The sequence below is a fragment of the Flavihumibacter sp. UBA7668 genome (assembly GCF_002483205.1).
In the GTDB taxonomy this organism is placed as follows: domain Bacteria; phylum Bacteroidota; class Bacteroidia; order Chitinophagales; family Chitinophagaceae; genus Flavihumibacter.
The window spans coordinates 580,507-593,706 of sequence record NZ_DLHM01000007.1 but is presented as its reverse complement, the minus strand read 5'-3'; the positions used below and the strand labels follow the sequence as shown (position 1 = coordinate 593,706).

At 43.6% G+C, this 13,200-nt stretch carries 14 protein-coding genes; 8 read left to right on the top strand and 6 right to left on the bottom strand.

Annotation, left to right across the window (positions count from 1 at the left end):
- Nucleotides 1-9: 9 nt before the first annotated feature.
- From B2746_RS20035 to B2746_RS20015, 5 genes are read left to right on the top strand one after another with little or no spacing between them, the layout of a single operon-like run.
- Nucleotides 10-351: an ArsR/SmtB family transcription factor gene (locus tag B2746_RS20035; protein WP_290798129.1), complete on the top strand. Its 342-nt coding sequence runs from the start codon at nucleotides 10-12 to the stop codon at nucleotides 349-351.
- 51 nt (nucleotides 352-402) lie between these two features.
- Nucleotides 403-1,248 carry an arsenite methyltransferase gene (locus B2746_RS20030; protein ID WP_290798126.1) on the top strand — a complete coding sequence of 282 codons (846 nt, stop codon included), beginning with the start codon at nucleotides 403-405 and terminating at the stop codon, nucleotides 1,246-1,248.
- A gap of 10 nt (nucleotides 1,249-1,258) precedes the next feature.
- Nucleotides 1,259-1,705 carry an arsenic resistance N-acetyltransferase ArsN2 gene (gene arsN2 / locus B2746_RS20025; protein WP_290798123.1) on the top strand — a complete coding sequence of 149 codons (447 nt, stop codon included), beginning with the start codon at nucleotides 1,259-1,261 and terminating at the stop codon, nucleotides 1,703-1,705.
- An 8-nt stretch (nucleotides 1,706-1,713) separates the two neighbouring features.
- Complete coding sequence (locus B2746_RS20020) at nucleotides 1,714-2,118, top strand: arsenate reductase ArsC (protein ID WP_290798120.1); 405 nt, start codon at nucleotides 1,714-1,716, stop codon at nucleotides 2,116-2,118.
- 16 nt (nucleotides 2,119-2,134) lie between these two features.
- Nucleotides 2,135-2,746, top strand: a complete 612-nt coding sequence (locus B2746_RS20015; RefSeq protein ID WP_290798117.1) for a thioredoxin family protein — start codon at nucleotides 2,135-2,137, stop codon at nucleotides 2,744-2,746.
- On the opposite strand, the gene feoB is transcribed toward B2746_RS20015, so the two are convergent.
- The gene (feoB, locus tag B2746_RS20010) at nucleotides 2,743-4,854 is read right to left on the bottom strand and encodes a ferrous iron transport protein B (RefSeq protein WP_290798114.1); all 2,112 of its coding nucleotides are present in this window, start codon (nucleotides 4,852-4,854) and stop codon (nucleotides 2,743-2,745) included. The two genes, B2746_RS20015 and feoB, sit on opposite strands and share 4 nt — an antisense overlap.
- A gap of 87 nt (nucleotides 4,855-4,941) precedes the next feature.
- On the opposite strand from feoB, the gene B2746_RS20005 reads away from it, so the two are divergent.
- A complete protein-coding gene (locus tag B2746_RS20005) occupies nucleotides 4,942-5,508 on the top strand; it encodes a GNAT family N-acetyltransferase (RefSeq protein ID WP_290798112.1) in 567 nt (188 codons plus the stop codon).
- Here the strand turns inward: B2746_RS20005 and B2746_RS20000 are convergent.
- From B2746_RS20000 to gcvT, 4 genes are all read right to left on the bottom strand, one after another.
- Entirely contained in the window at nucleotides 5,492-6,229 is a 738-nt protein-coding gene (locus B2746_RS20000; protein WP_290798109.1) for a 2-phosphosulfolactate phosphatase, read from the bottom strand. The two genes, B2746_RS20005 and B2746_RS20000, sit on opposite strands and share 17 nt — an antisense overlap.
- A 22-nt stretch (nucleotides 6,230-6,251) precedes the next feature.
- Nucleotides 6,252-6,722, bottom strand: coding sequence for an SRPBCC family protein (locus B2746_RS19995; protein WP_290798106.1), 471 nt, complete (start codon nucleotides 6,720-6,722; stop codon nucleotides 6,252-6,254).
- Between the two features lie 30 nt (nucleotides 6,723-6,752).
- Complete coding sequence (locus B2746_RS19990; protein ID WP_290798103.1) at nucleotides 6,753-7,832, bottom strand: mechanosensitive ion channel family protein; 1,080 nt, start codon at nucleotides 7,830-7,832, stop codon at nucleotides 6,753-6,755.
- 114 nt (nucleotides 7,833-7,946) lie between these two features.
- Nucleotides 7,947-9,032 carry a glycine cleavage system aminomethyltransferase GcvT gene (gene gcvT, locus B2746_RS19985; RefSeq protein ID WP_290798100.1) on the bottom strand — a complete coding sequence of 362 codons (1,086 nt, stop codon included), beginning with the start codon at nucleotides 9,030-9,032 and terminating at the stop codon, nucleotides 7,947-7,949.
- Nucleotides 9,033-9,188: 156 nt separating this feature from the next.
- Here gcvT and B2746_RS19980 point away from each other — a divergent pair, with 156 nt between their 5' ends.
- Nucleotides 9,189-10,187, top strand: coding sequence for an NAD(P)H-dependent glycerol-3-phosphate dehydrogenase (locus B2746_RS19980; RefSeq protein WP_290798097.1), 999 nt, complete (start codon nucleotides 9,189-9,191; stop codon nucleotides 10,185-10,187).
- A gap of 10 nt (nucleotides 10,188-10,197) precedes the next feature.
- Nucleotides 10,198-12,453: a glucosylglycerol-phosphate synthase gene (gene ggpS / locus B2746_RS19975; RefSeq protein ID WP_290798095.1), complete on the top strand. Its 2,256-nt coding sequence runs from the start codon at nucleotides 10,198-10,200 to the stop codon at nucleotides 12,451-12,453.
- Here the strand turns inward: ggpS and B2746_RS19970 are convergent.
- On the bottom strand, nucleotides 12,428-13,105 hold the full coding sequence (locus tag B2746_RS19970) for a response regulator transcription factor (protein WP_290798092.1): 678 nt from the start codon (nucleotides 13,103-13,105) through the stop codon (nucleotides 12,428-12,430). The two genes, ggpS and B2746_RS19970, sit on opposite strands and share 26 nt — an antisense overlap.
- Between the last annotated feature and the right edge of the window lie 95 nt (nucleotides 13,106-13,200).

Here is a 13,200-nt window from a genome sequence, read left to right as displayed (position 1 = left end):
ACGATTCTTATGGCAATCAATAAAAAAGAAGCTTTTTCCTCAGAGGAGCAATCCCTTGCCGGATTTGCAAAAGCATTGGCGCATCCTGCCCGGCTGGCTATTCTGAAAGAACTGGCCAAACGCAATGAATGCATCTGCGGAGAATTGGTGGATGTATTGCCACTGGCTCAAAGCACGGTTTCTCAACACCTAAAAGAATTGAAAGAGGCTGGATTGATAGCAGGTACCATCGATGGCCCTAAAAGTTGCTATTGCATCAACTGGCAAAGCTTTACAAAGGCAATGGAAGATTTCCGGATATTCTTCGGTGATCTTCAGATAAAACAGGCGGCCAACTCCTGTTGCGATTAATTCCTTTTGAATCTGTCTCAAATTCATTTAAACACCTATAAAAAAGAAAATATGCAAAACGATCAGGAACTCAAATCATTGGTTCGCGAAAAATACAGCGCTATTGCCGAACAATCCACTGAACAAAACACCAGCTCCTGCTGCGGGGCAACTGCCTCCTGCTGTGGAGATGAGGTGTATTCCATCATGTCGGATGATTATACCCAACTCAACGGATATGTAGCAGATGCAGATCTGGGTTTGGGATGTGGATTACCAACCGCTTTTGCACAGATAAAAGAAGGTGATACAGTTATAGACCTGGGCAGTGGTGCAGGAAATGATTGCTTTGTAGCCCGCTCCATTGTTGGTGAAAAAGGGAAAGTGATTGGTATAGATTTTACCGATAAAATGATTGAAAAAGCCCGGACAAATGCGGAGAAAATGGGTTATAACAATGTTGAATTCCGTCAGGGTGATATCGAACAAATGCCGGTTACTGCAAATGTTGCGGATGTAATCGTGAGCAATTGTGTGCTGAACCTTGTTCCGAATAAACGGGCTGTATTCAAAGAAATTTACCGGGTACTGAAACCAGGAGCTCATTTTTCTATTTCAGATATTGTACTGGAAGGAGAAATTCCGGAGAAATGGAAACAGATAGCTGAATTATATGCAGGTTGTGTTAGCGGCGCAATTCAAAAATCGGAATACCTGGATTTTATCACTCAAACCGGATTTAAGAACAGCACCGTGCAAAAGGAAAAGTTAATTAGTATTCCAGATGATGTGTTAAGGAACTACCTTTCTGAAGAGGAGATCGCCGATTATAAATCAGGAAAACTGGCCATTAAAAGCATCACTGTATATGCAGAAAAACCAGTAGCCTGCTGTGAGCCAGGCAGCGGATGTTGTTAAATTCAAACAGATGAAACAGTATATTAACATCAGAAATGCAACACCTGGCGATTTAAGTCGGGCTATTGAATTGCTTCAATCAAGTCAGTTACCGACGGAAGACCTGCGACCAGACCTTGAAAATTTCTGGATAGCTGAAGCAGATGGAAAACCAGTTGGATTAATAGGCCTTGATCTTTATGCACCTTATGGTTTACTCAGATCAATGATCGTGCTTCCGGAAGAGCGAAGTAAGGGCATTGCATCCCGACTTGTTGAACAGGTGGAGGCCAGAGGAAAGGAACTGGGCCTAAGCGAGCTCTTTCTGATTACCAATACTGCGTCTGCTTATTTTACCAGGAAAAACTTCCGGCAAATTGGTACATCTGAATTACCAGCATCTGTTGGAACTTCAAGAGAAATGAATGGTCTTTGTCCGGCTAGTTCCGTGATTATGTATAAATCAATTACTCTTTAATAAAACCAATGGATAAAAAGAAACTGCTTTTTGTTTGTGTTGAAAATGCGAACAGAAGCCAAATGAGTCAGGCTTTTGCAAGAATCCTGGGAGGCGATCAGGTAGAAGCGTACAGTGCGGGGAGTAAACCCAGCGGCATTGTCAATCCCAAAGCAATTGCAGCAATGAAAGAACTGGGATATGATCTCAGTGCGCATGATTCCAAGTCGTTAACCGAGGTTGAACAATTCGCCCCATTTGATGTAGTAGTTACCATGGGTTGCGGGGATGCATGTCCCTGGATGCCTGCAAAAGAATTCATCGACTGGCAGATTCCCGATCCCAAATATATGGAGCCGGCCCAGTTCAATGAAGTTCGTGATTATATTCGCGATCAGGTGAAAGCCCTCCTGACGAAGCTTGCCGTAGCTTAATTGAAAACGAAAAAAGATGAATTATTTGAATGATGTTGTTATTGACAATGCAGTATCCTATTCCGAATACAGAAAAAAACTCGATGAACTCATAGCACAGGGAAAAACCACCGGACCCAATCAGGATGAATGGCTGGTTGATTATGCCCGATTGAATATCCAGCGTATGAATCGCTGGGATAAAACCTGGGTTGTACCGGAGAAATTGGAACAGGAGCTTTTGGCTTTTGAACAACCAATGATTTGGTTAACCATTACAGAAGGCTGGTGTGGTGATGCTGCTCAGGTTGTTCCAATAATTGAAAAACTGGCGGCCGTTAATCCATTGATTCAGCACAAATTGATTCTGCGGGATGAAAATCCTGAAATCATTGACCAGTTCCTGACCAACGGTACCCGCTCCATTCCGAAAACAATATTGCTGGATGGGGAAGAACTACATGTTTTAGGAAGTTGGGGGCCCCGCCCAACAACTGCTCAGCATTTGCTTGAATCGCTTAAAGCAAAGGGTGAAGTCCCGAAAGAAGAATTATACAACCAGCTGCATGGCTGGTATGCTAAGAATAAAGGGGTTGAAACGGCGGCGGAGTTTATGAAGGAGGTGAAAAAAAAGAAAAGTGAAAGTTAGGAGGCGAGGACGTAGACAAGCCAGCTGGTGAAATAGGCCAGAGCGGTCATGTAAGCCAGCTGAATCATTGGCCATTTCCAGGACCGGGTTTCACGCTTCACTATTGCCAGTGTGCTCATACACTGCATCGCCAGCAGATAAAATACCATCAGCGATAATCCGGTGGCCAAACTGTAAACAGGACTGCCATCGGATTTTTTTTCCAGTTGCATTTTCTCCCGCAGCAATAAACCAGATTCATCATCAGATTCCCCCACACTGTAAAGTGTTGCCATTGTACCTACAAATACTTCCCGGGCAGCAAAGGAAGTGATCAGGGCAATTCCGATTTTCCAATCATAACCTAATGGTTCAATAACCGGTTCAATGGATTTGCCCAAAATGCCCGCATAGGAATTTGCCAGTTTTGCAGATGCTTCTTCTTTATCCAGTACCTGAATTGCTTCGGGTTGAGCTGCTTTAAGGGCAGCATACTCATTTTCAATTTTTTCCATTCGGTCACCCGGACCATAACTACTCATTGCCCACAAAAGCAGGCTGATTACCATAATTACCTTTCCCGCATCCACTACAAATATTTGTGCTTTCTGAACCATGGTAGTCAGAATATTCTTCCAACGCGGTGCCCGGTACATCGGCAATTCCAATATAAAAAAGCTTTTGTCTTTATTTTTTATAAACCATTTCGCGATCCAGGAAATCGCCATCGCCATAAAAATACCCAGCAGATAAAGCCCCATCATGACTAATCCCTGGAGACTTATCAATCCGCCGATCATTTTCTGCGGAATAACCAGTGCAATCAAAATGGTATAAACGGGCAGCCGGGCACTGCAACTCATAAGGGGTGTTACAAGAATGGTCAGTAATCGCTCTTTGGTATTTTCAATATTTCTTGCACTCATAATAGCCGGAACCGCGCAGGCAAAGGCACTGATCATGGGCATTACTGATTTTCCATTCAGCCCTACTTTTCGCATGAGTTTATCCGTTAAGAAACTGATGCGGGCCATATAACCGGTATCTTCCAATATAGTGATCAGGCCAAAGAGGATCATAATCTGTGGTACAAAAATCACGATACCACCCAGGCCGGCAACAAATCCATTGATGAGAAGATCGCTCCACCAGGCAGCCGGTAAAACTTCGCCCAGCCAGGTACCCAGTGCACCAAAACCTGATTCGATGGCATCCATTGGATATTGAGCAATCAGAAATACACTTTGGAATAAAAGATAGAGAACACCCAATAAGATAAGATAACCCCAAACCCGGTGGAGCAGGATATTATCCAATTTATCGGTGAGGATGCTTTTATGCAGGGGGTCTGGTTCCGCAACGGTTTGACCCATTATGATTTTGATTCGGGCATAACGTTGCAGAATTTCTTCCGCCTGCGTTTTGGTGGGATTAAAGCCATGGGCTTTTTCTGTTGCTTCAATTTCGTTCTGAATCTTCGGAGTCAGATCGAAACTTTCGTGATTGATGAGGTAGTGAATGGCTTTGTAATCACTGAGTCCGGGTACCAGTTGTTTTACAACTGTAACGGCACTGGTTGAAAGCTCCTGATTCGGTATAAAATCAAAAGCGGGTGCTTTATACTGTCCACGTGCTGTTGCTGCCATTACTTTTTTAAGCTGCGGTATGCCTTTTGATTTACGCGGATTCACTGCCACAACCGGTACACCCAATTCTCTTTCCAGTCCCTCAAGGTCAATTTCGATACCCTTGCTTCGGGCAAGATCCATCATTGTAAGGGCAACAATAACCGGAATTTTCAGATCAATTATTTGGGAAACAAAAAGCAGATTCCGTTTGAGATTACTGGCATCGGCCAGCAGCACCAGCATATCGAGTTGAACATCCTTATCCTGTCCCATCAAAACCTGATAAGTCACCCATTCATCACCGCGTTTAGGGTATAGGCTGTAGGTGCCGGGCAGATCAATCAGGGAGGCTTTGAGCTGGTCGCCAAGATCGCAGGCGCCTGTTTTTTTATCTACAGTAACTCCCGGAAAATTTCCCACCTTTTGATTCAACCCGGTTAATGCATTAAAAAGCGAACTTTTTCCACTATTAGGGTTGCCTACTAATCCTATTTGAATCATGCCGTTCAGATCTGTTAAGTGTGCAAAAATACCATTCCGGCAAGCATTCCGCTTACGAATTCGGGAAGACTCTCAGATATTTGCAGAATGAACCTGCTTCAGTGTACACTTTTGCTAACCAGTAATTTCAATGAGGATCCCCTTTTTCGATACAGTTTTCAGGGAACAGAGGCTCAGCGCCTGCGTGGTATGGAAGCTTATTTTAATGCAGCGCTTGATTTTTGCCTTACAGAGGGGGAAATACTACTGGCCCCAGGTAATGCAGGTGTATTGGCATGGATTCCGGGAACTTCTTTTCCGCCACAGATTGATTCCTTTAAAATGACCGGACAACCTGCCTATGTGCTGGAAGCCTGGGAACGATTTCATGCGCATGAACAGAAGCCCGAAGCCCTTATCCAAAACCTGGCAAAGAATTTTGGCTATATCTGGTTGCTGGCGGTTGATTTCAGTGTTCGTGGCAGGGGCTATGGTAAATGGTTACTCGAAAGTTGCACGGAACAGGCCCGCGATGCGGGACTGGAAGAACTTTGGCTGAGTACTGAAAATGAGAACAGTATCGGCTTTTATGAAAAATCCGGTTTTAGTGTAGCTGCATCCGGCAGTTCAGCAGTCGGGTTAACTACTTATGTTTTATCTAAAGCGCTGATTTAACCACCAGACGACCTTCCACATAAAGCGGCAGTACATTGGCTCCATCCGGTTGAAGGCAATATCGGATATCTTTTTCAAGGCCATATCCGGTAAGTCGGTGGTAATGGGAAGCGTTTTTAGTTTTCATGAATTCATATAAATCATCTTTCGCTTCCAGGTAGAGAGATTCGGCCATTTGGGAAGAATCGCAATTAATATCAAAATGTTCTTTAATGCGATTGATTACTGCGCCCGCAAAAAGGGTGTCTTCCAGATTGAAGCGGTCTTTCCAGGCAGCACATCCCAGGATGACAGGTTTTTTCTGATCAACAAGAAAATCACATACAGCAGTGAGGTTGGGGAAGGAACCGGTAATCACGGTTGGTGCCCCGTTATTCAACGCCATATGTAAGAGCTTGGTTCCATTGGTGGTAGTGAGCACCACGGTTTTATTTTCAACAAAGGAACGGGGATATTCAAAAGGAGAGTTTCCATAACTCAGGCCGGGAGCCACTTTTCCATCCCGCTCACCTGCAGTAATAGCGCTTAATTGTCCGCCCAGCTCAATACAACGTGGCACGGAATCCACCGGAATAACCGAACTGGCCCCATTGTACAGGACTGTTGCGATGGTGGAGGTAGCGCGTAAGACATCAATGATTACAACAATGCTTTCCCTTACATCATAAAGGTGTAAAAGGGCTGGTGACAAAGAGGTATAGAGGCTGGGGCGATTATTCATGGGGTGCAAAGATAGGGTGCTGTTATAAAAATTGCCTCCATCTCTCGGATTCTGCGGTTTGTTTTATAAATAAGTTTCTGGTTTCCAACAGCTTAACAAGGTAGTTAAAAAGATAAAACCGATCTACCAACCTGCCTAGCAGGCCATAGGGCACTTCGTACATCAGCTCATCAATCATAATAGTGCCGTTTTCCACTTTCTTGAAATGATGTGTGTGAACAAAGGACTTGAAATCACCTTCCACCATTTCATCAGTAAAATGAATTGGGGACTGAAATGCCGTGATTTTTGATTTATGAAAGCGGGTTTTGCCGAGGTGCTTTCCTTTCCAGGTAACTGTTTCGCCTAATTGGATCAGTCCATTTGTTGTACCGGCTATTGCTTGCTCCTGCGAATGAGCCATCGATTTTTTATGCAGATCAATGTTTCTGGCAAGGTCAAATACCCGTTCAACAGGTGCCAGAATAAAACAGGTCAGATGAATTTTGGGCATAAAATGAAAAGATACAAAATCGACGGGGCTTTACTCTACTGTATTGGCTGATTTATCCTGATTAGCTCTTTCCAGAAAGAGTGTTTGCGTTGGATAGGCAAAATCGATCTGATTGCTTTCAAATACTTCAAATATGTTCTGATAAATTGCTTGCTGGGCATTCATATATGCCAGGTAATCGGGAGTATCAATAAAATAAACGGTTTCGAAATTGATGCTGAAATCACCAAAGCCGGATAAATGCGAGCGATCAAATGCGGCAATCTCCTGCGATTTTACAGCAGCTTCAATAATACCCGGAATCTCTTTTAATTTGGCAGCGGAGGTCTGATAAGTAACGCCAATGGTGAAAGCGATTCTCCTTCTTTCCATGCGTTTAAAATTATGAAGGGCTGAATTGGTGAGTTTGGTATTTGAAACGATTACCTGCTCTCCTGTGATACTACGGATCCGGGTAGTTTTGATACCAATATATTCAACAGTTCCTATTTTTCCCTCTGCGTTTACAAAATCACCGATTTCAAACGGCTTATCGAAGAAGATGACAAAATAGCTGAACAAATCACCCAGGATGGTTTGTGCGGCCAGTGCAATGGCAATACCACCAATACCCATACCGGCAATGATAGTTGCCACATCGTATCCAAGGTTATCGAGCAATAATACTAAACCCAGGAACCATACGATGGCTTTTAATACCAGCATAACACCTCTTAACTGGCGGATTCGTTCGGGACTTTCTTTTCTTCTTTCCATAAACCCTTTGATAAGGGCTTCCAGTACATGGTTTACCAGACGAACGAAATAATAAAGAGTTATAACAGTGATAGCTACCCGAAGAATATTTGCCAGGTTGGGATGAAGTATCAGATGTGTGATAATATTGTAATTAATCAACAGGTAGGCATAGGGAATTACAAATTTCTCCACACCTTCAATGATCATATCATCATACTGATTATCAGTAGTCGATACCAGTTTTTGCAATTTGCGGATGGCATATTTTTTAATCATACGCACTACTATCCAGGCAATCAGGATTCCGGCTGCTGCTATGATATAGGCCATGTACGTATTACCCCAAAAACGTTGGTTCAGCAATTCTCTCATGAGTGAAATTTTTAATGAAAAATAAACGGCAGGCGGTGGGTGTAGTAGGTGCAAACTTACAAAAAAAGACCGCAACACAGGAGCGATGCGGTCTTTCTATTGAGATCTTAACGATTAACTAAAAGGAAGTTTAACCACTTTTGCTTTTAATTTTTTATCACGAACGAGGATAAAAATTTCTGTGTCCGGTTGTGCAAAAGGAGTAGTTACATAGCCCATTCCAATGGCTTTTTGCAGGCTGGGCGCCTGTGTTCCGCTGGTCACTTTTCCGATTGTATTTCCCTCCGCATCGGAGATCAGGTAATCATGGCGGGGAATGCCCTTATCGATCATTTCAAATCCAACCAATTTGCGTTGAACACCTGTTGCTTTCTGTTCTTCGAGAATAGATTTGGCAGTGAACTCTTTGGTGAATTTGGTAATCCAGCCTAAACCGCCTTCGAGCGGAGAAGTGCTATCATCAATATCATTTCCATATAAACAATAGCCCATTTCAAGGCGAAGGGTATCTCTTGCGCCCAGGCCAATTGGTTTTATTCCGGATGCGGCTCCCGCTTCAAATATGGCATCCCAGATTTTATCAGCAGCACCATCGCTGTCTTCAAAATAAATTTCAACCCCACCTGATCCGGTGTAACCGGTAGCGCTGATCAAGACGTTCTTAACTCCGGCAAAAGTTCCTTTTGCGAACGTGTAATATTTCAAATTAAGGATATCCATCTCCGTTAGAGACTGTAAAATCTTGGTGGCATTGGGACCCTGTATGGCTAGCAGACAGGTTTTGTCGGAAATATTGTGCATTTCAACCCCTTCCGTATTAAAGCGGCTGATCCAGTTCCAGTCTTTTTCAATATTGCTGGCATTCACCACCAGCATATATACCTGATTTTCTTCAATGCAGTAAATTATAAGATCATCAACGATACCACCATTTTCATTGGTTAATGCACTGTATTGTGCCTTGCCTTTGGTGAGTTTGGAGGCATCATTGGTGGTCACCCGCTGAATCAGGTCCAGCGCGCCGGAACCTTTCAGGATAAATTCTCCCATATGGCTCACATCAAAAACGCCGGCATTGGTGCGAACGGCGGCATGTTCATCATTGATGCCTGTATAGGAGATGGGCATATTATAACCTGCAAAGGGAGCCATTTTGGCACCAAGTGCCAGATGTTTAGCTGTAAAGGGGGTATTTTTCATTGGCCTGCTGTTGGTGTGGCGCAAAAGTAGCGGGAAACTGCTTTATATGAAAATACCATTAAAATAAGCTGTCTATTAAATTGATTATCAAATATTTATAAATTAAGAGAAGGATTGCATCCCGATAAACCGGGCATTCTGGACTACCTTTGCGGCATGCCTGCATTACAAAAAATCAGTATAGTTGGCAGTGGAAGTTGGGCAACTGCCCTGGTAAAAATTTTCTCAGAAAGCGGTGTTCAGGTGACCTGGTTATTGCGGTCGCCGGCCCATGTGGATCATATATTACTGCATCGGAGTCCGCAACATTATCTGAATTACCTGTCGCTTAATCTCGATACAATTAATCCGGTTTCATCGGTTGAAACTGCGATTGATGCCGCTGACCATATTTTATTTGCCGTACCCTCGGCCTATCTGGAAGCCACGCTTGCAGATTGGGAAGATCCTTTACCGGGGGGGAAACAATTACTTGTTTCAATTAAAGGAGTGGTTCCGGGAAACGGAGAAATTCCATCCTTATTTCTGGCCAGAAAACTGGGAATGAATCCAAGGGATTGCCTGGTATTAGGCGGACCCTGTCATGCGGAGGAAATTGCCATGGGCAGAAGAACCTATCTCACGGTTTCTGGCCATTCGACAAAAACCGTGGATGATGTAGCTGCTGCTATTCAATCGCCTTATCTGAAAGTGATCACCAACGATGATCCGATGGGCGTTGAATTAACGGCGATTATGAAGAATGTAGTAGGTATTGCTGCCGGTATTGTAAGGGGTATGAATTTTGGTGATAATTTTCTTGCTGTGGTTATAAGTAACGCCCTAAGAGAAACAAAAACCCTGATAGACACACTTCATCCGGCCCCAAGAGATATGAATGACTCAGCCTATTATGGCGACCTGTTGGTGACAGCCTATTCAGGATTCAGCAGGAATGGAGCATTCGGACAATTAATAGGACGGGGATATTCCGTTCAAATGGCACAAACTCATATGCAAATGGTGGCCGAAGGTTATCCGGCAGCAAAAGGTTTGTACCAGTTAGCGAAAGCTGCCAAACTCCAGTTACCGCTACTTTCTGCGGTTTACCGGATATTATATAAGCAGTCCTCACCGTTTAATGAAATGAGGCTGCTTGAACATTATTTAAGATAAAATAGATAGTATGTTATTATTAGCGACCGATCTGGATGGAACATTTTTAGGTGGGAAGAGTGCTGACAAACAGCAATTGTACCGGGTTATCCGCGAGAATCCAACAATTCGACTCGTATTTGTTACCGGAAGAGGATTGGAAACCGTAATTCCTCTTCTGAATGATCCTGTAATTCCCAATCCTGATTATATTATTTGTGATGTGGGTGCAACGGTGGTGAATGGCCGAACATTGGAACCCATTCAGCCCATTCAGTCGGAAATAGAAAACAGGTGGCCAGGATCTCTGGTTGTAAATAATCGCCTCAAAGATATTCCCGGATTACGTCGTCAGGAAGTACCAATGACCCGAAGAAGTTCTTATTTCTTCGATCACGAAACCGATATGGAACAACTGAAGCATTCAGCAGCCGATCTTGGTTGTGATGTGCTGGTATCTGCAGGTAAATTTCTGGATGTATTACCCCCCGGTGTGAATAAAGGATTTACATTAAAGCACCTGGTAAAATTGTTGAATGTACCGGAAGACCAGATTCTGGTGGCGGGAGATACACTGAATGACTTATCGCTCTACCAAACCGGTTATAAAGGGGTTGTGGTTGGTGCTGCTGAACCGGCGCTGATTGAAGCAACAGCCGGACAATCACTCATCTATCAGGCAGAACGTGCGGGTTGTGGCGGTATTCTGGAAGCATTCCGTGCATTTGGTGCCTTCAATCAATATGATCCTGCTGCAGAAGAAAGCAATGAATTGCCGGCTGCGGGAGAAAATCAGTTGCTGATGGTGTATCACCGGCTTCCCTATGAAATCAGGGAAGTAAACGGAGAGAAAAAACATGTTCCGCCAACGAGTCCGAATGGTATTATTCCATCACTAATGGGGTTTTTCAGTGGCGGCCGTTCCGGTACCTGGATTGCCTGGGAAGAGGTGGAGAAAACCGGTACAAAGTTGAGGAATATGTACATTGATGAAGAGAAATATCCGCATTTACTGGCCGGACGAATTGGTCTAACCAAAAAAGAAGTTGAGCTCTTTTATAAAGTCTTTTCAAAAGAAGCATTCTGGCCTACAATTTTTTCTTTTATTGATAAAGCAAGTTTTAATCATGATCATTGGGATCATTATGTAAGGATTAATCGCCTCTTTGCAGAAAAAACCGCGAGTGAAGCGGATTATGGAGCGAATGTCTGGATTCATGATTATAATCTGTGGATGGTTCCTGGAATTCTTCGTCAGTTAAGACCGGATCTGAACATTGCTTTTTTCCATCATACCAGTTTTCCACCGGCAGATATATTTAATATCATTCCATGGCGGGGTGATATTATTGGAAGTCTGTTGCAATGCGATTATATCGGATTCCATATTCCCCGTTATGCAGTAAATTTTGTGGATGTTGTAAAGAGCCTGCTTCCTGTAACTGTTCTGGAAGAGCAAAACTGCACCGAGCGTTTTCTCAGCTATAGCTGTCCGTTAGGAATTGAAAAAATGCCCCGACTGATTGAGGCAGGGTCCAGGAAAGTGAAGCTGGGGGCTCATCCGATCGGCGTACATACCGGGTATATCAAGGATTGTTTTGAAAAAGCACAACGGAATAACCTGGTGCAGCAATTGAGGAATCAGGTTGGGGAAAATAAAAAAATCGTCCTTAGTGTGGAGCGCCTGGATTATGTAAAAGGTCCGTTGGAAAAAATCTATGCATTCCAGGAATTCCTGGAAGAATATCCGGAGTTTCATGGAAAAGTGGAGTTGATTAATATCTGTACTCCTCCGGCAAAGGGCATGAAGATATATGATAAGGTTCAACAGGAACTGGAGCAGGCAATTGGCAAAATCAATGGGAAATATTCCCGTATTGGATGGACGCCGATCCATTTCTTCTTTCGATCATTTCCATTTGAAGAACTGGTAGCCTATTATGCTGTTTCTGATATTGCCTGGATCACACCGCTGCGAGACGGACTGAACCTGGTAGCCAAAGAATTTGTGGCAGTACAGGGATTGAAAGAAACCGACAAAGGGGTACTTATCATATCTGAGTTTGCAGGAGTATCGGTGGAAATGGGCTATGCCCTTCGAACCAACCCATATGATAAACGTTCTTTGAAAGAGGTATTGTTACAGGCTCTGCTGATGGAACCGGAAGAACGGGATATGCGAATGGGTCGATTATTTGATACGGTTCAATATTATGATATCAGTTACTGGAGTAATGATTTTATGCAGGAGATGGAATCCATCAGATCATTACAATACCATTTTTGATAGCATAAAGCACCAGCCCGATGCGGGTGGTAACGGCCAGTTTATCAAACAGAACATCGCGATAGCTGTCAACAGTTCTTATGCTGATGCCCATTGCAGCGGCTATTTCGCGGTAGGTCATTTCGGTGCATGCCAGTTTGAGAAATTCGATTTCTTTCGCTGATAGGTTGGGCTGACCATCCTGGGTTATTCCGGTATCCTGGCTATGGTCAGCTTTCAGCCGATTCGCCATACGGGGAGTTAGAATCTCATTCATGTAAAAGCCTTCATCACGTAATTGAACCAGTGCGCGATAAAATTGTTCAGGATGGCTGTCCTTTATCATAAAACCACGCGCACCCAGGCGGATCATCCTGATAAAAGCGTAATCGGTATCCAGCATGCTCAATACAAGCATTTTGGTGCCGGGTAAATGGGAATTAATCCATTTAGCTGTTTCGTATCCGTTCATTACCGGCATATTTATGTCCAGCAGTACAATATCTGGTTTTTTGCGGGTAGACATAAGATCAATAAATTCCCTGCCATTATTGGCCTGGATACTTACTTCGAAGCCATCAAATTCGTTGATGATTTTGGCTAATCCGTTGCGCAGGAGATTATGATCATCGATCATAGCAATCTGAAGGTTGGCAGGCTGCTCATTATTCATAGAAGGCAAATGTCAAGTAAAATCGCCAAGAAAATAAAAAAATCCCCGCCTGGAAAAAGCGGGGATGTTCCAACTTCAACCCCGCCTTCCATCTC